The sequence below is a fragment of the Selenomonas sp. AE3005 genome (genome assembly GCF_000686945.1).
Classification (GTDB): Bacteria; Bacillota; Negativicutes; order Selenomonadales; family Selenomonadaceae; genus Selenomonas_A.
Map to the genome: position 1 here is coordinate 118248 of NZ_JMME01000001.1, position 22386 is coordinate 140633.

Annotated in this window: 17 protein-coding genes; 15 read left to right on the top strand and 2 right to left on the bottom strand. The window is 51.0% G+C overall.

Translation table 11 applies throughout. From position 1 onward, the window contains the following. Window positions 1–38 precede the first annotated feature (38 nt). On the bottom strand, window positions 39–1820 hold the full coding sequence (recQ, locus tag DL94_RS0100575) for a DNA helicase RecQ (protein ID WP_028128460.1): 1782 nt from the start codon (window positions 1818–1820) through the stop codon (window positions 39–41). A 157-nt stretch (window positions 1821–1977) separates the two neighbouring features. On the opposite strand from recQ, the gene DL94_RS0100580 reads away from it, so the two are divergent. Genes DL94_RS0100580 through DL94_RS0100595 form a run of 4 tightly spaced genes read left to right on the top strand, consistent with a single transcriptional unit; the run spans window position 1978 to window position 6472 of the window. Continuing rightward, window positions 1978–3390, top strand: a complete 1413-nt coding sequence (locus tag DL94_RS0100580; protein WP_051586226.1) for a TolC family protein — start codon at window positions 1978–1980, stop codon at window positions 3388–3390. Continuing rightward, window positions 3387–4523 carry an efflux RND transporter periplasmic adaptor subunit gene (locus DL94_RS0100585; protein ID WP_028128462.1) on the top strand — a complete coding sequence of 379 codons (1137 nt, stop codon included), beginning with the start codon at window positions 3387–3389 and terminating at the stop codon, window positions 4521–4523. The genes DL94_RS0100580 and DL94_RS0100585 overlap by 4 nt, the downstream gene beginning before the upstream one ends. 19 nt (window positions 4524–4542) lie before the next feature. Continuing rightward, the gene (locus DL94_RS0100590; RefSeq protein ID WP_028128463.1) at window positions 4543–5265 is read left to right on the top strand and encodes an ABC transporter ATP-binding protein; all 723 of its coding nucleotides are present in this window, start codon (window positions 4543–4545) and stop codon (window positions 5263–5265) included. Further along, window positions 5255–6472 carry an ABC transporter permease gene (locus DL94_RS0100595; protein WP_028128464.1) on the top strand — a complete coding sequence of 406 codons (1218 nt, stop codon included), beginning with the start codon at window positions 5255–5257 and terminating at the stop codon, window positions 6470–6472. The genes DL94_RS0100590 and DL94_RS0100595 overlap by 11 nt, the downstream gene beginning before the upstream one ends. Before the next feature lie 678 nt (window positions 6473–7150). Here the strand turns inward: DL94_RS0100595 and DL94_RS0100600 are convergent. Beyond that, window positions 7151–7768, bottom strand: a complete 618-nt coding sequence (locus DL94_RS0100600) for a flavin reductase (RefSeq protein ID WP_028128465.1) — start codon at window positions 7766–7768, stop codon at window positions 7151–7153. A 172-nt stretch (window positions 7769–7940) separates the two neighbouring features. Here DL94_RS0100600 and mnmA point away from each other — a divergent pair, with 172 nt between their 5' ends. From mnmA to DL94_RS0100655, 11 genes are all read left to right on the top strand, one after another. Beyond that, complete coding sequence (gene mnmA / locus DL94_RS0100605) at window positions 7941–9023, top strand: tRNA 2-thiouridine(34) synthase MnmA (RefSeq protein ID WP_028128466.1); 1083 nt, start codon at window positions 7941–7943, stop codon at window positions 9021–9023. Window positions 9024–9329: 306 nt separating this feature from the next. Further along, the gene (locus DL94_RS0100610) at window positions 9330–10277 is read left to right on the top strand and encodes an aspartate carbamoyltransferase catalytic subunit (RefSeq protein WP_028128467.1); all 948 of its coding nucleotides are present in this window, start codon (window positions 9330–9332) and stop codon (window positions 10275–10277) included. Further along, window positions 10274–11569: a dihydroorotase gene (locus tag DL94_RS0100615; protein WP_028128468.1), complete on the top strand. Its 1296-nt coding sequence runs from the start codon at window positions 10274–10276 to the stop codon at window positions 11567–11569. The genes DL94_RS0100610 and DL94_RS0100615 overlap by 4 nt, the downstream gene beginning before the upstream one ends. Window positions 11570–11589: 20 nt before the next feature. After that, window positions 11590–12663 (top strand): glutamine-hydrolyzing carbamoyl-phosphate synthase small subunit, encoded by a 1074-nt coding sequence (gene carA, locus DL94_RS0100620; protein ID WP_028128469.1) that lies wholly within the window; start codon window positions 11590–11592, stop codon window positions 12661–12663. Continuing rightward, window positions 12663–15890 (top strand): carbamoyl-phosphate synthase large subunit, encoded by a 3228-nt coding sequence (gene carB, locus DL94_RS0100625; protein ID WP_028128470.1) that lies wholly within the window; start codon window positions 12663–12665, stop codon window positions 15888–15890. Before carA ends, carB begins: the two co-directional genes overlap by 1 nt. Continuing rightward, window positions 15862–16650: a dihydroorotate dehydrogenase electron transfer subunit gene (locus DL94_RS0100630; RefSeq protein WP_028128471.1), complete on the top strand. Its 789-nt coding sequence runs from the start codon at window positions 15862–15864 to the stop codon at window positions 16648–16650. Before carB ends, DL94_RS0100630 begins: the two co-directional genes overlap by 29 nt. After that, on the top strand, window positions 16647–17579 hold the full coding sequence (locus tag DL94_RS0100635; protein WP_028128472.1) for a dihydroorotate dehydrogenase: 933 nt from the start codon (window positions 16647–16649) through the stop codon (window positions 17577–17579). Before DL94_RS0100630 ends, DL94_RS0100635 begins: the two co-directional genes overlap by 4 nt. Window positions 17580–17615: 36 nt before the next feature. Beyond that, window positions 17616–18332, top strand: coding sequence for an orotidine-5'-phosphate decarboxylase (gene pyrF / locus DL94_RS0100640; RefSeq protein ID WP_028128473.1), 717 nt, complete (start codon window positions 17616–17618; stop codon window positions 18330–18332). Between the two features lie 2 nt (window positions 18333–18334). After that, entirely contained in the window at window positions 18335–18913 is a 579-nt protein-coding gene (gene pyrE / locus DL94_RS0100645; protein WP_028128474.1) for an orotate phosphoribosyltransferase, read from the top strand. Window positions 18914–19433: 520 nt separating this feature from the next. Further along, the gene (locus tag DL94_RS0100650) at window positions 19434–21149 is read left to right on the top strand and encodes a polysaccharide biosynthesis protein (protein WP_231464422.1); all 1716 of its coding nucleotides are present in this window, start codon (window positions 19434–19436) and stop codon (window positions 21147–21149) included. Between the two features lie 22 nt (window positions 21150–21171). Further along, on the top strand, window positions 21172–22386 hold the full coding sequence (locus tag DL94_RS0100655) for a DegT/DnrJ/EryC1/StrS family aminotransferase (RefSeq protein WP_028128476.1): 1215 nt from the start codon (window positions 21172–21174) through the stop codon (window positions 22384–22386).

Sequence of the window (22386 nt, forward strand, 5' to 3'; positions counted from 1 at the left end):
AATACGTTGGCGTTTTTCGCCAACGTATTTTTTGTTGTTTATTTGTTTTTCTGAAGGCACTCCAGAAATTCCTGACCGTATTTGCGCAGTTTCTGTTCACCGATACCTTTGACTGTGAGCATTTCGTCCAGGCTTTGCGGCTGGACGCGGCACATATCACGCAGGGTGGCGTCGGAAAAGACCACATACGGTGGTACATGTTCCCGGGTGGCAATTTCTTTGCGCAGATGGCGCAGATGGTCAAAGAGCTCCGGCGCGGCGGGCTCTTTTTCCCTTTCGGGCTGGGGTACGGCCTGATAGACTTTTTCCTGCCCTTTGAGGACGGGATAAGCAGACGGCCGCAGGGTGACTACGGGATATTTGCTTTCCGTCAATGCCAGGTAATCCGTGGCGATAAAGCGCTGAATGAGCAGTTTGATATCGGCCAGCGTCCGTTCCTTAAATAAGCCGAAGGTGGAGAGCTTATCAAAATGCAGCTCCCTGACGCGCTTGTCTTTAGAGCCTTTTAGTACCTGCGCCACCAGCGTCAGGCCGAAGGATTCATGCATGCGGTAGACGCAGGAGAATACTTTTTGGGCGTCGATGGTAACGTCAATCCGTTCCAGCCCGGCTTTGCAGTTGCCGCAGTTGTCACAGGTGACGTCCGTGCTGGCACCGCCGAAGTAATGAATGATAAAATGACGCAGGCATTCCGGGGTGTGGCAGTAGTCCACCATCTTTTGCAGGGTGCCCAAATTATGGGCCTTGCGCTCCTCGTTTTCAATTGACACGTCAATGAGATATTTCTGTGTCATAACGTCCTGCGGGGAGAACAGGAGAATACAGCTGCCCGGTTCGCCATCACGGCCGGCGCGGCCGGCCTCCTGATAATAAGCCTCGATATTCTTGGGCATATTATAATGGATAACATAGCGGACATTTGACTTGTCAATGCCCATGCCGAACGCATTAGTGGCGACAATGACCTGGACATTATCGTAGAGAAAATCTTCCTGCGCTTGATTGCGGGCTTTGTCTGACATGCCGGCATGATAGCGTCCTACGGCGAATTTCTTCTTCTTTAAGTACTCATAAAGGCTGTCCACTTCTTTGCGTGTGGCAGCATAGATAATGCCTGATTCTTCGGGGTGTTTTTTTATGAAACCGGTGATATATTTTTTCTTGTCCTCGCCGCGGCGCACTTCAAAGTAGAGGTTGGGGCGGTCAAAACCGGTAACATGGATACGCGGCTGGCGCAGGTGCAGGAGAGTTACGATATCTTCTTTGACTTCGGGCGTGGCCGTAGCGGTAAAAGCACTGACCAACGGCCGCTGGGGGAGACTGGCGATAAAGGGGGCAATCTGCCGGTAGCTGGGGCGGAAATCGTGCCCCCATTGGGACAGGCAGTGAGCCTCGTCCACTGCGACCATAGAAATTTCCTGTTGTTCGATAATATACCGGAAATAATCGGTGTCGAGCCGTTCCGGTGCCACATAAATGAGTTTGTACCGGCCGGCGGCAATGGCGGCCAGCCGCTGCTGTGATTCATCAAGGGAAAGCTGGCTGTTGATATAAGTGGCAGGCACTCCCTGTTCGAGCAGGGAGTCCACCTGGTCCTTCATCAGGGATATCAGGGGCGATATAACCAGCGTTATACCGGGAAAAACCAACGCCGGCAGCTGAAAGCAAATGGATTTGCCGGCACCGGTGGGCATGATGGCCACCGTATCCTGCCCGGATAAAAGGCTTTCGACCACAGGGCGCTGCGCCGGACGAAAGTCCTGATAGCCGTAGAATTTGCGCAAGAGCTCCCGGGCCTGGTCAAGATATGGATTATCCACGAAAAAAACACCTGTTTCTAAGCAAAATTTAATAGTTTTCACATAAAATTACAACGTCCTTATCTTATCATATATCATACATTTTACTCCACCCCAAAATAAAAATATGGTAAAATATGATAATGTATGGATATAACATAATTGAGGAGGAATCTTCGTGAAATTGGCACGTTGGATAAAGGCAGGCGGCACGTTTACGGCTTTGCTGCTGACCATGCCCGGGGCGCAGGCCGCGGATTTGAGTTTGCAGGACGCCATCAATATGGCCCTGTCACAAAATACCAGTCTGAAAATAACCCAAAAAGGGGAGGACACCGCGAAATATGCTTTGGACGAGGCCAAAGGCAATAACGGTTTCAGTGTGACGGCCACTGACAGCCTCAGTACGAGCAAAAGCAAGGACACCCAGCGCCGTGACAGCAATAGTATCGGGGTAACGGGGAAATTGCCTCTGTACAGCGGTGGCAGGAATCAGGCCAATATCAAAAAGGCGGAACTCGGTATGGAGGCAGCTGACCTGACAACACAGCGCGCGCAGGAGAATTTGAAACTCAGCGTTATCGAGGCCTATTATGACGCTTTGGAGGCCAGGAAAACCGTGGCTGTGCGTCAGGAAACAGTGGATAAATATCAGGAGCATTTTACGAATGTCAGCCAGCTTTATGCGGCCGGTTCCAAAGCCCGTATTGATGTTATCCGCTCACAGGTGGAACTGAGTGACGCGCGGCAGAATCTGATTAAAGCGGAAAACAGCTATGAGGTGAGTCTGGCCTCGCTGCGCAATTATATCAATATCAACCGTAGTGAACCCTTGAATCTTACCACGGATTTCAGTTATGTGGGCTTTGATAAGGAACTGGGCGGCTGTATTGATTACGCGTATAACAACCGCAAAGACCTGCTTATCGATAAAAACAAGCTGGCCCAGCAGGAGCAGACGGTCAAAGCAGCCAAGGCCGGCTATCTGCCGAGCCTTAACCTGTCGCTGGGAGTAAATCAGTCCAATCAGTTCAATCCGTCCAGCACTAATGATTATGGTGCCTCGGCAACTGTGGGGCTGTCATGGAATATTTTTGACAGCGGTGTCACCAGCGCGCAGGTAAAAGCGGCACAGACGGCGCTGGACGTAGCGAAACTGACCTTGCTGAAAGACCAGGAAACGGTTGATTATAATTTGCGGCAGGCCTATTACAATATGCGCGAGGCGGAAAAACGTCTTAATTCCACGCAGGACGCTGTTCATCAGGCGGAAGAAGATGCCTTTATCGCCAGGGAAAAATACCGGGCCGGTGAAGGGCTGATGCTCGATATCATCGACGCTCAGGAGGCCTTGTCAAAGGCACGTCTTAACTATATCAGCGCCCAGTATGACTATGCACGCTACAAGGCAGCTGTGGAAAATGCCATGGGAATGGAGCTGACCGCAGAGGAAAAAGCGGCAGCTGCCCAGCTTGAAACAAATGTCGATAAGGTTATGGCTGTACCACAGACAGGGACGGCGCCGGAGGCGTCTGCAGCCAGTACCCGTAAGGTAGCAGAAGAACTGGCAGGAAATGAGGTAGCTAAATGAAACTTAATTGGAAGATAAAAGCCGCCATTGCCGTGGTGCTGGTGGCAGCCTGTGCCGCTGGCGGCTATAACTACTACACGCAACAACAGGCTGCAAAACAGGCGGCTGCCGTGGAAACCACGCCCGTCACCAGAATGAATCTAAAATCCACCGTTTCGGCTACCGGGACGATTCGCCCAGTGAATTCCGTCGAGGTAAGCTCCAAGGTAACGGCCCGGATAAAAAATGTGCTGGTCAAGGAAAATGATACCGTGACCGCCGGTCAGATTGTCGCTACACTGGACGCTACGGATTATGAAGAAAAACGTAATCAGGCCCAGTATAAGGTTAACAATACCAAATCCAAGTATGAACGGGCTCAATACCTGTACAGCATTGGCGCTGACACCCAGGAGCAGCTGGAAGACGCCAAAATGAGCTATGATACAGCGGTTTCCTCGCTGGCTGAATCCCAGTCCAATATGAACGAAATGACCATTGTGGCACCGATGTCCGGCGTGGTAGTAGGCGAGCCGCAGACTCCCGGTACCATGGCCGTACAGGGCAACAGCAGCCCCACGGTCATCATGCGTATTGCTGACTTGTCAAGCAAGCGTATACTGGCCAAGGTCGATGAAACGGATATCGGTAATGTGAAGGTGGGGCAGTCCGCAACCTTCACTGTGGACAGCTATACCGGTAAAACCTTTACCGCCCGGGTATCGAAGATTTCCCAGACGGATACCAGCAACTCCTGGAACATCAACACGTCCAGCAGTTCCTCCAGCAGCAGTTCTTCGTCGGCCAGCGTTATTTACTATTATGTGACACTGGATGTAGATGACCCGAATAACGAGCTGCTGCCGTCCATGACCGCCCGCGTGGAAATCAACACGGCGGAAAAGACGGACGCTTTGGTAGTGCCGATTTCTACTTTGAAAACAGATGCTAACGGTTCCTATGTTATCGTGAAAAATGCGGACGGCAGTCAGGAAAACCGTTATGTGTCTACGGGTATCTACAGCGACGAGTATGTGGAAATCCTGGATGGTGTGTCCGAAGGGGAAAACGTGGTCAGCACCTATGTGGCTAAGACCACTGCGTCGAGCGCAAAAAAAAACAGCAGCAATCGGGGGGGGCCACCTCCAATGTGAGAAGGGCGGTAAAAATGCGATGACAAATAAAGAAACACGCACTGCCACCATTCAGCTGAAGGATATAAAGAAACTTTATAAAATCGGCGGTGAAACCGTGGCGGCCTTGGATGGCATTACCACCAACATCTATCAGGGCGAATTTGCCGCCCTGATGGGGCCCTCCGGTTCAGGTAAGTCCACGCTGATGAATATTTTGGGCTGCCTGGACAGGCCGACTGTCGGTTCGTATAAACTTGACGGTCAGGAAGTGGCCGGCCTCAGTGATGACCAGCTGGCCATCACGCGTAATAAAAAAATCGGCTTTGTCTTTCAGAACTTTAACCTGCTCTCGCGTATTTCCGCCCTGGAAAACGTGGCTTTGCCCTTGGTATACTCAGGTGTAGGGCGTAAGGAAAGGCTCGAAAAGGCCATGCATTTTTTGGAGGCTGTCGGCCTGGGGGACCGAGCCGGTCACCAGCCTAATGAGCTGTCGGGCGGTCAGCGTCAGCGCGTGGCCATTGCCAGGGCACTGGTCAATGACCCGCATATCATCATGGCCGATGAACCGACAGGTAATCTCGATACGAAATCTACCAAGGAAATCATGGAGATATTCCAGAAGATGCATGCCATGGGGCGCACAATTATTCTCGTCACCCACGAGCCGGAAATTGCCGCTTGTGCCAGCCGTCAGCTGCTGGTGCGTGATGGCAAAATAACTCGTGACGAAGGAAGGGGCGTGGTGATGGATGTTATTTAGAGAAAGTTTTCAGATGGCATTGACGTCCCTCTACGCCAACAAAATGCGCAGCCTTTTGACCATGCTGGGCATCATCATTGGTGTAGGAGCGGTAATCGCTCTCGTATCCGTAGGCATGGGTGTACGCAGCAACGTTACCAATTCCATCGCCAGCCTGGGCTCCAATATGCTGATTGTTTCCCCTGGTTCTTCCAACCGCGGCGGTGTCCGCGGCGCGGCCGGTTCCATGCAGACGCTCAAATATGACGATGCCAAGGCGATTAAGGACAAAATCAAGAACATTGATTATGTATCCCCGTCAGTGTCGTCGTCTTATCAGGTTGTCTATGGAAACAACAACTGGAAAACGAGCGTGCAGGGGGTAACGCCGGAATTCATGTCCATCCGCGCCCTGACTATTGGCTACGGTTCGTTCGTGTCCACGGATGATATGAATAAACGTAACCGTGTGGCGGTAATCGGTACTACGGTGGCGTCCAATCTTTTTGCCAAGGAAAATCCTGTGGGCAAAAATATCCGTATCAATAACCAGCCTTACAAGGTAATCGGCCTGTTGGAGTCGAAAGGTCAGTCCTCCGTGGGGCAGGACCAGGACGATGTGATTTACGTGCCGCTGACCACAGCACAGGAACGTATGCTTGGTATTACATACGTGCAGTCCATCAACATTCAGGTGACTAATCAGGAAAAAATGGATCAGGTGCAGGCCGAAGTGGAAACGCTCCTGCGCAGCCGTCATCATATCCTGGCCGGCAAAGATGATGACTTTAATGTCAGAAATCTGACCAGCTTGATGGAAACAGTCAATCAGTCCACCGCCATGCTGACATTGCTCCTGGGAGCTATTGCCGGCATATCGCTGATAGTAGGCGGCATTGGCATTATGAACATCATGATGGTGTCCGTTACGGAACGCACCCGGGAAATTGGTATTCGCAAGGCCTTGGGCGCGACCTTTATGAACATCATGACGCAGTTTTTGATAGAGTCCATGGTTATCGGCATAATCGGTGGTATTATCGGTATCGGTATGGGCTGTATAGCCTCCAAGGTTATTGCCCAGCTGGGGGATTTTACTACGGTTATAACCATCACACCGATTGTGGTGTCCTTTATGTTTGCCGTGGGGATTGGTTTGTTTTTCGGCATTTACCCGGCCAGGAAAGCAGCCAAGCTCGACCCCATCGAGGCATTGCGTTACGAATAAACAAGGGAGAGTTCCCTTATTACAGGAAAAGGCCGTTGACTTTTTGGTCAACGGCCTTTGGGTTTTTATTGTAGTTTGACAGTCAATGCCTGCTTTGTTTTATTTGTTACAGCGCAGTCGGGTGGAGGTGGTAATACTTTTCGCTGTTTCACTAAATGTCCCACCAGCAAACGACTGGGCTTTTTAGCGACTTTGCGCCGGGCAGGCCAGCGGCGCGATTATTCATCAAAGTATCCAGGAACTGTTGTTTGTGGGCCAGTCCTCACTGCGTTCGGACAGTCGTTCCACTGCGAAAAGCATCACCACCTCCGCCCTAAGTGACGTCCGTGTAAAATGATTATTTCGCAGTGACAGGTAACAAGCACATCGATGTTCTTGTAACGGGAGCAACGGGATCGTGGCAATTGAATAGACTGTTGCTGGGGGCGAACGGGGGAGTGATTTTTATGCGGGGAGCGACCGCCTGAGCGCAGCGAAGGCCGGCACACTGTAGGCACTCACTAAGCAACTACGCTGAAAGGAGCGCCGTTGGCCTGCCCGGCGCAGGTAACTGGACAGTGCTATTTTCCGAAGTGTGTCGTTTAGCGGAGGCAGAAAAATTACTCCCCCGTGAACCCTGTGCACAGATTGACGGGATAATTTTAAGAACTCTTTTACTGTCAAAAAGCAATTTAATATTTAATTTACTTTTTCAAAATCTGAGGCCGGGTGTTTGCAGAGGGGGCAGATAAAGTCAGCCGGCAGTTCATCTCCTTCATATTCGTAGCCGCAGATTGTGCAGCGCCAGATGGTTTTGCCGGAGGTGTTTTGCACGGGCTGCGGTTTCGGTTTGATATTCTGATGATAGTAACTATAAGTGGCAGCCGGCGTGCTGCTCAGTACATCCATATCCGTGACACTGGCAATAAAGAGGCTATGGGTGCCCAGGTCGATTTCCTGTGTAACATAAGCCGCGATATAGGCATTGGTGCCCTCTGTGATGATACGGCAGCCATTAGCACCGCGCTGGGTGTCAAAAAAACCGGCAAATTTGTCAGTATCGCGCCCTGACTGGAATCCGAAACGTTTAAACAGTTCAAAATTGGCCTCCTGACTGATGATGGAGGCGGTAAATTTTTTGCTGGCGGCAATCATATCCCTAGTGTAGTTGCTTTTGTTGACAGCAATGGTAATCTGATTGGGGTCGGAGGTAACCTGGGTGACAGTGTTAATGATACAGCCATTGTCCTTGCCATCGAGATTGGCTGTGAGGACGTAAAGACCGTAGGAAATATTAAACATGGCCTTGGGATTCATAATTATGCCTCCTTTGGTGAAAGAAAATTTTACTATACGAATTATTATACAGTTTTTTTCTGCAAGAGTTCTGAAAAATCCTGCTAATGACGTCACAGGGTATTGAGGAAAGTGCAAAAATAATATATAGTAAAATAGTAGGTTTTAAAAGAAAGCAGGGAAGGTGTATATATTGAGTAAGAAAATTGCAGCCGTGGCCATGAGCGGCGGTGTTGATAGTTCCTTGACGGCGGCATTGCTGCTCGAGCAGGGCTACGATGTTATCGGCATTACCATGCTGTTATCAGAAGAGGGGCGCGGCGGCGCTTTGGATTTGGCGGGCGGCGAACTGCCTGACAGTGTAATTGATGCCCACCGGGTGGCGGACAAACTCGGCATAAAACATTATACGGTAGATTTCCGCAAAGAGTTTCAGGAAAATGTAATCGAGTATTTCCTCAGCGAATATGCTAAAGGACGGACGCCGAATCCCTGTGTTATGTGCAATCCTTCCATGAAGTTCGGCTTATTGCTGGACAAGGCTTTAGAGCTGGGGGCAGATTATCTGGCTACCGGTCACTATGCCCAGGTGGAACAGTTGGAAAATGGCCGCTATGTGGTGAAAAAGGGGCTCGACGAGCATAAGGACCAGTCTTATGCCCTGCATCGCCTGCCGCAAAAATCGCTGGCACATATTTTACTGCCCTTGGGAGGCATGACCAAGGAACACGTCCGCGAACTGGCGGAAAATATGGATTTGCCTGTGGCCCATAAAGCCGAAAGTCAGGAAATCTGCTTTGTGCCGCATGATGATTACAAGGCCTTTTTGCGTGCGCACCGGCCGGAATGCCTGCACAAGGGCAATATTGTGGACGGCACGGGCAAGGTGCTGGGCCGTCATGAAGGTGTGCCGCTTTACACAATTGGCCAGCGCAAGGGGCTGGGCATTGCGGCCCCGGAGCCATTGTATGTGAATCGCCTTGATACGGAGCGCAATGAAGTTGTGGTAGGCGGCAATCAGGCCGTATTTGCCAAGGGGCTTTTAGCCAGCGACGCCAACTGGATTGCGATTAACGATGTGACGGACGGTCAGGTGCTCTGGGCCAAGATTCGTTACGGCAAACGTGAGGCCAAGGCAACCTTAACAAAACTGTCGGAGGGCATGCTGCAGGTGGACTTTGCTGAGCCACAGCGTGCCGTGACACCGGGACAGTTCGTAGTGTTCTACGACGGTGATGTTCTGGTGGGGGGCGCCAGAATTGAAAAGGCGCTCTGAGATTTTCCTTGCCTTTTGGCCTATGACGCGCTATAATAACTAACAAAGCAGACGAGAGCTGCTCAAGGACAAGCAAATACATTGCCTTTTTAAAATGCGTACCGCGATACGCATAAGAGGAGCCTGTTAGTTTTATACCTGGCATAGCTGTAAGTTTAAGTAAACTGGAGCTTTCTTATGCATACGCATAGGAAAGCTCTTTTTTGGTATATGCAAGGTTTTTTAAAAGACAATGGATTTCTCCTTGAATGTTTATGCGAGATTAGTGTATAATTATTACTGTTAATCTGTTAAGGAGTGAATGACTTGGAGAAAAACACTTTATCCCTGCGTGGGAAGAATGTTTTGGGACTGGAGGATTTCAGCCCTGAGGAAATTCGGCTGGTGCTCGAAACGGCCAAGGAAATGAAGAACATCATCCATCGGGATATCAAGAAGGTGCCTGCCCTCCGGGGAAAATCCATTGTCACCCTGTTTTACGAACCCAGCACGCGCACGCGTACGTCCTTTGAGCTGGCCGGTAAGTATCTGGGGGCCGATGTGGTAAACATCACCGCTGGTTCGAGCAGTATCGTCAAGGGCGAAAGCCTGCGTGATACGCTCTACACGATTGAGGCCATGGGTGTGGACGCCATCGTTATGCGCCACAAGGCCGAAGGGGCAGCCGAGTACGCCAGCCGGGTAGTAAGTCCGGTTATCCTCAATGCCGGTGACGGTGCCCATGCACACCCGTCCCAGGGACTCCTTAACCTGTTCACCATTCAGGAACATAAGGGGCATTTAGAAGGCTTGAAGGTCGCTATCATCGGTGATGTACTCCATAGCCGCGTAGCCCGTTCCGATATCTACGGCATGCGCAAGATGGGCATGGAAGTGCATATCGCCGGCCCCAAGACCTTGCTGCCGCGATTCCTGTACGAAGAACCGGGCATTGTGGTGCACGAGCGCATTGAGGACGCCATCGCCAATGCTGATGTCATCGAAGTCCTGCGTATTCAGCTCGAACGCATGAAGGGCGGCCTGTTCCCGACCACCAGAGAATATGCGCGGATTTTCGGCCTGAATGACAAGCGGCTGCAGCTGGCCAAGGACGATGTGCTGATTCTCCACCCGGGCCCCATGAATAAAGGCTGGGAAATCTCTCCGTTTACGGCCTATGGCAAGAACTCAGCCATTCAGGAAGAAGTACAGAATGGTGTGGCCGTGCGCATGGCGCTCTTTACCTTGGTGCTGACGGGAGGAAAACAGGCATGAAACTTTTAATTAAAGGCGGCCGCGTAATCAATCCGGCTGCAAATTTTGATGAAACCGCTGATGTGCTCATTGAAGATGGGAAAATTATAAAAATCGCTAAAGGAATCCAGGACAAGGCTGACGAAGTTTATGAGGCGGACGGTAAAGTAGTGGCCCCGGGGCTTGTCGATATTCACGTACACCTGCGTGAGCCGGGGCAGGAGGCCAAAGAAGATTTTGCCAGTGGTACGCAGGCAGCGGCAGCCGGCGGTTTTACGACCATCTGCACCATGCCGAACACCAAACCGGTTGTGGATACGGCAGCTTTGGTGCGCAGCCTCAAACAGCGTGCTGCTGACGTGGGCGTAGTCAATGTGGAAATTATCGGCGCTGTGACCAAGGAACAGGCCGGTGCGGAACTGGCTGAAATGGGCGATATGATTGACGCTGGTGCTGTAGCTTTCTCTGACGACGGCCATTTTGACAGCAATGCCAAGGTGCTGTTGAATGCTTATGACTACCTGCACACTTTCGACAAGGTCATTATCAATCATGAGGAAGAGCCGACACTGGTGGAAGATGGTGTGATGAACGAAGGCCACCGCAGTGCCATGCTGGGCCTTAAGGGCCGTCCGTCAGTCGCAGAAGATATTGCGGTGGCCCGTGATATCCTGCTGGCTGAGTACGCTGACGCCCGGGTGCATGTGGCCCATATCAGTACGGCCCGTTCTGTAGACCTGGTACGTCAGGCCAAGAAACGCGGTGTCAAGGTGACGGCTGAGGCTACGCCGCAGCACCTGACCATGACGGAAGAGTGCGTGAACCTTTTTGACACGTCAACGAAAATCAATCCGCCCCTGCGTGCCCAGGCGGATTGTGAGGCGATTCTGGCAGGGCTGAAGGACGGCACTATCGATGCCATCGTCACTGACCACAGCCCCCATGCCCAGGAAGAAAAGGACAGGGAGTACATTTACGCTCCGAGCGGATTCCCCGGGCTGGAAACGTCTTTGGGCGTTATGCTGACGGATTTATATCATGCCGGCAAGCTGGAACTTTCTACTATTATCTCCAAGATGAGCTATGAACCGGCCAAGGTGCTGGGCCTGACCGCCGGCACGCTGACAGAAGGTGCCGCTGCCGATGTGACGGTTATTGACCCGGAACTCGAGTGGCAGGTCGATGAAAAGAAATTTTATACGAAAGGCAGTCACAGTCCTTTTGCCGGGCGCAAACTCAAAGGCAAGGCTGTACTGACTGTGGTGAAGGGCCAAATCGTCATGCAGGACGGCGAAGTTTTGACCAACGACTAATAGACTAATGAGGTGTTTACATGAAGGGTAAATTGATCCTAGAGGACGGCAGTGTTTTTTACGGCCAGCTGTTAAATGACAGCCGTGCCACTGGCGAAGTTGTCTTTAATACCAGTATGACAGGTTATCAGGAGAGTCTTACGGACCCCTCGTACTGCCGCCAGATACTGACGCTAACTTATCCCTTGGTGGGCAACTACGGCATTGCTGATATTTTCATGCAGTCCCGTAAGGCCTTTGTGGGCGGTTTCGTCATCGGCGAGCTGTGCACTGAGGGCAGCAACTGGCATTATGAGGAAAGTCTGGCCGAGTTTTTGACCCGTCAGAATATCCCCTGCCTCTATGATGTGGATACCCGGGCTGTAACCCAGAAAATTCGCTCCGCCGGCACCATGAAGGGCATTATTGTTCCTGAGGATGCCAGTCAGGCGGAAATTGATAAACTGCTGGCTGTGCCCATCAAAACCGATGTGGTTATGGAAGTTACCACGCCGGAGACCTACACCATGGAATCCGAGAGCGAAAATGCGCCACTGGTTGTGGCCATGGATTTTGGCGTCAAGCAGAATATCCTGAACTCCCTGCACAATCTGGGCTGCAGACTGCAGGTGGTGCCGGCAGCGACCAAGGCCGAGGACATTTTGGCGATGAATCCGGACGGGATTTTCCTCTCCAACGGCCCCGGCGACCCGGCCGATGTACCGGAAATCGTGGCGGAAATCAAAAAGCTCATCGGCAAAAAGCCCATCTTTGGCATTTGCCTGGGCCATCAGCTCATTGCCCGGGCTTTGGGGGCAAAAACCTACAAGCTGAAATTTGGCCATCGCGGTTCCAACCAGCCCGTGAAGAATCTCTTAACCGGCAAGGTACAGATTTCCTCGCAGAACCACGGTTATGCGGTAGATGAGGAATCCCTGCAGGGCCTGCCGCTCGAAGTTACCCATGTAAACGTCAATGACGGTACGGTGGAGGGCATGCGCCATAAAGAATTGCCGCTGTTCTCCGTGCAGTATCATCCTGAGGCCTCACCGGGACCGGATGATAATATGTACCTGTTTGATGAATTTTGGACGATGTTGAAGGGAGAAAAATAATGCCCAAGAAGGAAAATCTCAAAAAAGTAATGGTCATTGGTTCGGGCCCTATCATCATCGGCCAGGCGGCAGAGTTTGACTATGCCGGTTCCCAGGCCTGCCGTGCTTTAAAAGAAGAGGGGCTGGAAGTTGTACTGGTAAACTCCAACCCGGCTACCATTATGACAGACACGCACATTGCTGACCGGGTATATATCGAGCCGCTTACCCCGGAATTTTTGGAAGAAATCATCGCCAAGGAGCGCCCGGACGGCCTGCTGGCCACTCTGGGCGGCCAGGCCGGCCTTAACCTGGCCGTGCAGCTCGCTGAGCGCGGTGTGCTGGAAAAATATAATGTAGAACTCTTAGGTACGCCGTTAAAGGCTATCGAACAGGCCGAGGACCGGGAACTTTTCAAGGAAACCATGGAAAAACTCGGTGAACCCATCCCCGAAAGCACCATTGTGGAAGATGTGCCCAGCGCCGTGGATTTTGCCAATGAAATCGGCTACCCCGTAATTGTGCGCCCGGCCTACACCATGGGCGGCACCGGCGGCGGTATCGCTGAGAATGAAGAAGAACTCATTGATATCGTCATCAAGGGGCTTAATTACTCCCTGATTGGCCAGGTGCTTATCGAGCGCAGCGTGGCCGGCTGGAAGGAAATCGAATACGAAGTTATGCGCGACGGCAATGATAACTGTATCACCGTCTGCAACATGGAAAACTTCGACCCTGTCGGCGTGCACACCGGTGACTCCATCGTTGTGGCACCGTCCCAGACCTTGACTGACCATGAGTATCAAATGCTCAGAAGTGCCTCCTTGCGAATAATCCGCGAACTAGGCATTGAAGGCGGCTGCAACGCGCAGTATGCTCTCGACCCCAAGAGCAATAAATACTATGTTATCGAAGTAAATCCCCGTGTGAGCCGTTCTTCGGCACTGGCCTCGAAGGCTACAGGTTATCCCATCGCCAAGGTATCGGCCAAAATCGCCATCGGCTATACGCTGGATGAAATCACCAATGCTGTTACCCAAAAGACCAAAGCCTGCTTTGAACCGGCCCTGGACTACTGCGTGGTGAAATTCCCGCGCTGGCCCTTTGATAAGTTTGTCTATGCCGATAAGACTTTGGGTACGCAGATGAAGGCCACCGGTGAGGTTATGAGCATTGACCGTCACTTTGAAGGGGCGCTTTTAAAAGCCCTGCGTTCGCTCGAAATCGGCGTTAACCGCCTGCACATGGGCAAGATGGACGCCTGGGATGACGCACGCATTAAGAAAAATCTCCAGCGTATCAACGATGAACGCATTTTCGTCATGGCTGAGGCCCTGCGCCGCGGCGTCGCTACGGTGGACGAAATCCATGCTATTACCAAAGTTGACAAGTGGTTTATCAACAAGCTCAAAAACATTACCGACATTGAAAACAAGCTGGCACAGGAACCGTTGACGCCGAGCCTGATGCAGAATGCTAAACGTGTGGGCCTGTCCGATGTGTCCATTGCCGAAATCACCGGCAAGAGCATGGACGAAATCCGCACCACGCGCAAGAGCATGGGCATTATGCCCTGCTACAAGATGGTAGATACCTGCGCGGCTGAGTTTGAGGCAGCTACGCCGTACTACTATTCGACCTTCCGTGCCCAGCAGGATGAGGTACAGGTATCCAATAAGCGCAAGGTTATTGTCCTCGGTTCCGGTCCTATCCGTATCGGGCAGGGCGTGGAATTTGACTACTGTTCGGTACATTCCGTCTGGGCGTTGAAGGAAATGGGCATTGAGGCCATCATCATCAACAATAACCCGGAAACTGTATCCACAGACTTTGACATCTCCGACAGACTCTATTTCGAGCCACTGACTACGGAAGATGTACTCAACATTATCGACAAGGAAAAGCCCGAAGGCGTTATCGTCCAGTTTGGCGGCCAGACCGCTATCAACCTGGCTGCGTCCCTGCAAAAAGCCGGAGTAAAAGTATTCGGCACCTCGGTTGACGATATCGACAGGGCCGAGGACAGGGAACGCTTTGACGAAGTACTGACGCAGACGCAGATTCCCCGGCCGCGCGGCCTCAGCGTCACCAACCTCGAAGACGCCATCAGCGGTGCGGCAGACATCGGCTATCCGGTCATGGTGCGCCCCTCCTACGTACTGGGCGGCCGGGCCATGGAAATTGTCTACAATGAGGCCGAGCTGCGTGACTATATGAGCCGGGCGGTAAAGGTTACGCCTGACCATCCGGTACTGGTGGACCGTTACATGCAGGGCACGGAAGTGGAAGTTGATGCTATCTCCGATGGCATGGACGTGCTGATTCCTGGCATTATGGAACACGTAGAGCGCGCTGGCGTGCATTCTGGTGACAGTATCGCCGTGTATCCGCCGCAGACGCTGCCCTCCAAGGTGCTCTATACCATTATTGATTACACCAAGCGCCTGGCTGTGGCTCTTCATGTCAAAGGCCTGCTGAACATTCAGTTCGTAGTGGTTAACGATGAAGTTTATATCATCGAAGTGAACCCCCGCTCCAGCCGTACGGTGCCGTTCCTGTCCAAGGTTACGGACACCAAGATGGTGAACCTGGCCACCCGGATTGCCCTCGGCGCGTCGCTCAAAGAAGTCAGCGACCGCACGGGGCTCGTACCGCCGAAACCATATGTGGCTGTTAAGGCGCCGGTATTCTCCTTCGCCAAAATGACCGATGTGGATATCGCCCTCGGCCCCGAAATGAAGTCCACGGGCGAAGTCATGGGCATTGACTATCACTATGCCCGCGCCCTGTACAAGGCCATTGTCGGCTCCGGTATCAACGTGCCCACTAAGGGCTGCGTCCTCTTTACGGTAGCCGATAAGGACAAAGAAGAAATGAAACAGCTGGCCAAGGCTTTTGCCGAACTTGACTTTAACATCGCTGCTACGGAAGGTACGGCCAAGGCTATTGCCTCCATGGGTATCGATGTGGAAGTAGTGGGCAAGGTGCATGAGCGCAGCTCCGATATCATCGAAAAGATTAAAACCGGGAAGATTCACATGGTTATCAACACCCTGACGCAGGGCAAGCACTCCATGAAGGACGGTTTCAAGATTCGCCGGGCGACTGTGGAACACGGCATTGCCTGCCTGACGTCTCTCGATACTGCCTGGGAGGTTATGCGCGTCCTGTCCTTCATGCGCGAGCGCCGTCTGGTATATTCCCTCGCTATTCAGGACTATGTGGGCGGAGGTGACGACCTTGCCTAAGGTGGACGCTGCAGGCGTTATCATCACCCAGCAGGAACTAATCAAAGACGTATGGCGTATGGAAGTCGAGGCCCGGGAAATTGCCCGGGAGGCAGAGCCGGGGCAGTTCGTTCAGCTGCAAGTGCCGGATGGGGCCTTTACCCTGCGCCGTCCGGTGGGCATTGCGGAAGTGAACCTGCAAACCGGCAGCGTGGCCTTTATCTACCGTGTAGTAGGCAAGGGGACAAAAAAACTCTCCAGCCTGCAGCCCGGAGAGGAGATAAATGTCCTCGGCCCGCTCGGACACGGTTTTAGCCTGCAGGCCAAAAGGCCGCTGCTCGTGGGCGGCGGCATGGGGCTTTCGCCACTGCTGTTCTGTGCCGCGGCCTTTGCCGGCAAAGCTGACGTCCTGATGGGCGGCCGCACGCAGCGTGAACTGTTTTGGGAAGATATTTATGCACCACATGTACAGAGTGTATATTGCACGACAGACGATGGCTCATACGGTGAGAAGGGTTTTGTCACGACGGTTCTGCCCAAGCTGCTGCAGGCAAATGACTATGATTTAGTTCTGGTCTGCGGCCCGGAAGTCATGATGAAAGCCGTGGCAAAAATAGCCAGTGACCATAACATTCCCTGTCAGGTGTCACTTGAAAAGCGCATGGGCTGCGGCCTGGGAGCCTGCTTGTCCTGTTCTATTGATACTACCAGTGGCCAGCGGAAAAAAGTCTGTAAGGACGGCCCCGTGTTTTGGGCGGAGGAGGTGTTTGACCTGTCATGAGTAAGGATATTGACATGCAGGATAAGCGCCTGCACACCTCCATTGCCGGGATATATATGAATACGCCGGTACTTACCGCCTCCGGCACCTTCGGTTTTGGTGAAGAATTTGCCGACTTTGTTGACTTGTCACGCCTCGGCGGTGTGATGGTCAAAGGCACTACCTTAAAACCACGCCGGGGCAACGACGGCGTGCGTATTACGGAAACACCTAAGGGCATGCTTAACTGTATCGGTCTGGAAAATCCCGGCGTGGAAATTTTCTTGCAGGAAACACTCCCCCGTATCGCGAAATATGACATGAATGTAATTGTCAACATCTCCGGCAGTACGGTGGAAGAGTACGGTATATTGGCAGAAATGCTTGATGTGCCGGAAGTGGCGGCCATTGAACTTAATGTGTCCTGCCCCAATGTCAAAGAGGGCGGCATTGTCTTTGGCACGGACCCCAAGGCTGCGGCAGCGGTGGTCAGAGAGGCCAAGGCGCATACGCAAAAGCCCGTTATTTTGAAGCTTTCGCCCAATGTGACGGATATCGTCACCATGGCCAAAGCCGTAGAGGCGGCAGGTGCTGATGTGATATCTCTCATCAACACCCTGCTGGGCATGGAAATAAACATCCATAGCCGCAAGCCAACCCTGGGCAACATTACCGGCGGCCTGTCCGGCCCCTGCATAAAGCCCGTGGCTTTGCGGATGGTGTACCAGGTGGCCAAGGCTGTACAGGTGCCCATCATTGGCATGGGCGGTATCAGTACCTGGGAAGATGCGGCGGAGTTCCTGCTGGCTGGTGCCAGTGCGGTGGCCGTAGGCACGGCGAATTTCACCGACCCGGCCGTGACCATGAAGATTTGCGATGGGCTCAATGATTATCTGGCCCGGCAGCACATCGAAAGTGTACAGGAGATTGTTGGCGCCGTAGAAATTTAACCAATTATATTTACAACAGACTTAGGAGGCCCGGTTATGGCAGACGAACGGTTAATAGCAGCTCTGGATTTTCATACCATGGAGGACGTGCAAAAACTGGTAGCAGAATTAGGGGACAGCGTGTCCTATTACAAAGTAGGTATGGAATTATTCTATAGTGTCGGAGCGCCTGTAGTAACCTGGCTGCGGCAGCAGGGCAAGGATGTCTTTCTGGACTTAAAACTCCATGACATACCCAATACTGCGGCCGGTGGTATCTGCTCCTTAATGCGTCTGGGCGCGACTATGCTCAACGTCCATGCCAGCGGCGGCTATACCATGATGAAAACCGCGGTGGACAGAATGCATGCAGAGGCTGATAAAATGGGCATAAAATGTCCTAAACTCATCGCTGTAACAGTCTTGACCAGTATCAATCAGGAGGATTGGGAAGGTCTGGGGCAGGCCATACAGATTAAGAGTGCGGTGGTGCGCTATGCCAAACTGGCCAAGAAAGCCGGACTCGATGGGGTAGTGGCCTCAGCGCAGGAAGCTGCCCTGATTCGTGAGGCCTGCGGTGATGATTTCCTCATCGTCACTCCGGGAATCCGACCAGCTGGCAGTGATACCAACGACCAAAGCCGGGTAGTAACCCCGGCTGAGGCTCTCAGCAACGGTGCCAGCCACTTGGTGGTAGGGCGTCCCATTTACGCCGCAGACAATCCTGTACTGGCTGCTGAAAATATTATCAAAGAAATGGAGAATGTAAAATAAAGATGACTGAACAAGAAGTAAAAGAATTACTGATTGAAACCGGGGCGATTATGGATGGTCATTTCCTTCTGACTTCAGGCTTGCACAGCCCCCACTATGTGGAAAAGTTCAATGTCCTGCAGCAGCCGAAGTACACGGAAAAACTCTGCCAGGCCATGGCCGAAAAATTTAAGGACGCCAACATTGAAACCGTAGTGGGCCCCGTGACCGGCGGCATACTGCTGGCCCATGAAACCGGCAAGGCCCTGGGCACCAGAGCCATATTTACCGAACGCGTTGATGGCAAAATGACCTTCCGCCGCGGCTTTTCCCTGCATGAAGGTGAACGCTGCCTGATTGTGGAAGATATTGTCACTACTGGCGGCTCCATTAAGGAAGTCATTGAAGTAGTAAAAGCCCACGGCGGTATCCCCGTAGCTGTCAGTATGTTCGTAGACCGTAGCGGCGGCAAAGCAAACTTCGGTGACGTCCCCTGTACCGTCCTCCTGCACATGGACGTAGAAACCTACAAACCGGATGAATGCCCCTTGTGCAAGCAGGGAATCCCCATGACCAAGCGCGGCAGCACGGGCAAGAAATAAGATAAGGACTATGTAAGACTGTGAAGAATCCCAAATGATTCTTCGCAGTCTTTTTTTTGGCCTTCCATAGTAGCAATTCTAAAACGTAGCTACATGGAAGGCTATTTTTTGAATGAATGCAAAATACATTATATACTTATTAAAATATATAAGTGTAATAGACATTGCAAAACTAGTGTGCTAAAATATAGGTTGTTTGTTGGGGACAAGCACGACCTGACAGACATAAAAATGTATAAAAGTAGCAAACATAGGGTATGCCACTGCATCAGTTAGAATAATTCAAAAAAGTTGCATAGCTGAAAAGATACCAAAAGATATCTGTTACTAATTTGGTATTACACTGCTGTAAGTATGCAATGAGGAAAATGAAGACTGAATAATAATAGAAAAGGATGTAAGTACTGTGAGTTTTTTTCAAGCGTATCGCGAAAAGTTCAAATTGATATTGATAGATGCAATTATTTTGGCAATAGCGCCTATATTTGCCTTGCTTTTGCGATTCGAAGGCAGCTTACCTGTGGCAGAACTGACGACAGTACAAGATTGCATGCCATGGATATTACTTATAAGCCTAGCGATATTCTACTTTTATGGCATGTATCATCGTATCTGGCATTATGCTCGTTTGCGTGATTTAGTGGCGCTTATCGGTGCAGTAACTCTTTCACAGGCGTTGGTATTTACCATTGCAGTAATGAAAGGTAACTCTATGCCAAGCAGCATTGCTATCCTTACATGGATTTTTACCTTGGGAGGGATTGGTACCAGCCGATTGATGTTCAAAGTAAACATTGATCTAGTCACTGAATCCAAAGGTGACCGTAATAACGTGCTTATTGTCGGTGCTGGTGATGCCGGGGCTATGCTGGTGCGAGAGCTTGAGCAGAATGCCACAGCCACCACGAATATCATCGGCTTTGTCGATGATGATGAAAAGAAAAGAAATGGTAGACTGGCAGGTTTTCCTATTCTGGGGACGGTTAACGAACTGCCGCAGGTAGTAAAAGCCAATAAGGTGGATGAAATCGTCATCGCCATCCCTTCGGCAGACGGTGACACCATTCGTCATATAGATGGCAAATGCCGTCAGACCGGGGCGAAAGTTAGCATTATGCCTGGCATATACGAAATGGTTTCCAATGAAGTTGGCATGGGGGAAATGCGCGAAATCCGCCTCGAAGACCTGTTGCGCCGCAAACCTATTCATTTGGATTTTGCCAAGATTACCAATTACATTGCCGGGAAAACCGTGCTGATTACCGGTGCTGGTGGCAGCATCGGCTCGGAAATAGCAAGACAAATCAGCCGTGTTGGTGCCAAGGAGATAATTCTTTTAGGCCGCGGCGAAAACAGCATTTACGAAATCCATCAGGAATTAAAGCGTAAATTCCCGGAACAGGCCTATCACACGGTCATCGCCAATATCACTGACAAAGAGCGTATGGCCAAAGTATTTAAACTGTTCCACCCACAGGTGGTATTCCACGCCGCAGCCCATAAACACGTACCGCTAATGGAAATCCAGCCGGATGAAGCCATCCGTAATAACGTATTCGGCACACAAAATGTAGCGGAATTAGCAGATAAAAACCATGCTGAAATTTTTGTGCTGATTTCCACCGACAAAGCCGTAAATCCCACCAGTGTCATGGGCGCAACCAAGCGCACGGCAGAACTTGTCCTGCAGGAAATCAATCAGCGCAGCAACACCAAGTTTGTCACCGTAAGATTTGGCAATGTTCTCGGCAGCCGCGGCAGTGTAGTACCGCTCTTTGAAAAGCAGATAGCCGCCGGCGGCCCGGTAACCGTCACCGACAAAGAAATGACACGTTTCTTTATGACCATTCCCGAGGCAGTACAGCTAGTCCTCCAGGCCGGCAGCCAGGCCGAAGGCGGCGAAGTATTCCTCTTTGATATGGGCAAGCCGGTAAAAATCAAGGACATGGCCGAAGACCTTATAAGACTCCATGGCCTGACACCTGATAAAGACATAAAAATCGTCTATACTGGCCTGCGCCCTGGCGAAAAGCTCTACGAAGAACTCTTGACCAGTGAAGAAGGAACAACCAGTACCAAACACAAGAAAATCTTCAAGGCGCAGATTCAACCTTTGGACGAAAACGACCTGCAGCAAAGCCTGCAGATACTCAAAGATACAAATGACAAACAGGTAATCCTAAAGACGTTGAAACACATGATTCCAACCTACAAAAGCAAGCAGTTGGAAAGCTGAAACGAAAGAAGGCTATAATACCATGAAATCCCGTCAAATAAGTTTCTCTCCGCCAGATATAACGGAACAGGAAATCGAGGAAGTAGCTAATGCCCTGCGTTCCGGGTGGATAACCACTGGCCCGAGAACGAAAAAACTCGAAAGTGAAATTGCCGAATACTGTCATACCAGCAAAGCCGTATGCCTGAATTCCGCTACGGCTGCACTGGAACTGACACTCAGAGTTTTAGGTATTGGCGCAGGTGATGAAGTAATCACCAGTGCTTACACATACACGGCATCTGCCAGTGTAATCGATCATGTAGGGGCAAAGATTGTCCTAGTCGATACGGCGAAAAATTCCTTTGAAATGGACTACGATGCTTTAGCCAATGCTATTACGGAGAAAACGAAAGCAATCATACCTGTAGACTTAGGCGGTGTGCCTTGTGACTATGCAAAGTTAAAAAGCATTGTAGAGGCAAAGAAAAACTTATTCCAGCCAAGCAATGAAATTCAGAAAGCAATGGGCAGAATTGCCATTACTGCCGACGCCGCACATGCATTCGGAGCAAGCTGGAATGGCCAGCCTGTTGGTTCGGTTGCTGACTTCACAAGTTTTTCCTTTCATGCGGTGAAGAACTTCACCACTGCCGAAGGCGGTGCTGTTGTTTGGAATGACATTGATGGCATTGATAATGAAGAACTATATCATCAGTACCAGTTGTTGAGTCTGCATGGTCAGTCCAAGGACGCTTTGGCTAAAACAAAACTTGGCGCCTGGGAATACGATATCAAAGGGCCATGGTACAAATGCAACATGACTGACATTATGGCGGCCATCGGCCTTGTACAGATGAAACGCTATCCGGCAATGCTAAAGCGTCGCAAAGAAATTATTGGCAGATATAACGCAGCCTTCAAAGACCTAAATGTGCAGGTGCTTGATCATTACACAGCAGACCATGAGAGTAGCGGCCATCTTTATATCCTGCGTCTGTTGGGTAAAGATGAAATCACAAGAAATGACTTCATCACCAAAATGGCAGAACGTGGCATTGCAACGAATGTTCACTACAAACCGTTGCCCATGCACACGGCTTATAAAAATTTAGGCTTTGACATCAAAGATTATTCGAATGCCTATGAACAGTATAAGAACGAAGTAACCATGCCGCTGCATACCAAGTTGACTGATGAAGATGTAGATTACATTATTGAGAATTTTAAGGAAGTTTATCAGGAAGTGAATGCATGA

Bases quoted from the DNA above. Each gene is read 5' to 3' on its own strand.
- DL94_RS0100615 (WP_028128468.1), top strand. From the start codon at position 10,274: ATGAAACTTTTAATTAAAGGCGGCCGCGTAATCAATCCGGCTGCAAAT.
- carB (WP_028128470.1), top strand. From the start codon at position 12,663: ATGCCCAAGAAGGAAAATCTCAAAAAAGTAATGGTCATTGGTTCGGGC.
- DL94_RS0100585 (WP_028128462.1), top strand. From the start codon at position 3,387: ATGAAACTTAATTGGAAGATAAAAGCCGCCATTGCCGTGGTGCTGGTG.
- carA (WP_028128469.1), top strand. From the start codon at position 11,590: ATGAAGGGTAAATTGATCCTAGAGGACGGCAGTGTTTTTTACGGCCAG.
- DL94_RS0100600 (WP_028128465.1), bottom strand. From the start codon at position 7,768: ATGAATCCCAAGGCCATGTTTAATATTTCCTACGGTCTTTACGTCCTC.
- pyrF (WP_028128473.1), top strand. From the start codon at position 17,616: ATGGCAGACGAACGGTTAATAGCAGCTCTGGATTTTCATACCATGGAG.
- DL94_RS0100630 (WP_028128471.1), top strand. From the start codon at position 15,862: ATGTGGGCGGAGGTGACGACCTTGCCTAAGGTGGACGCTGCAGGCGTT.
- DL94_RS0100655 (WP_028128476.1), top strand. From the start codon at position 21,172: ATGAAATCCCGTCAAATAAGTTTCTCTCCGCCAGATATAACGGAACAG.
- pyrE (WP_028128474.1), top strand. From the start codon at position 18,335: ATGACTGAACAAGAAGTAAAAGAATTACTGATTGAAACCGGGGCGATT.
- DL94_RS0100635 (WP_028128472.1), top strand. From the start codon at position 16,647: ATGAGTAAGGATATTGACATGCAGGATAAGCGCCTGCACACCTCCATT.
- DL94_RS0100590 (WP_028128463.1), top strand. From the start codon at position 4,543: ATGACAAATAAAGAAACACGCACTGCCACCATTCAGCTGAAGGATATA.
- DL94_RS0100595 (WP_028128464.1), top strand. From the start codon at position 5,255: ATGTTATTTAGAGAAAGTTTTCAGATGGCATTGACGTCCCTCTACGCC.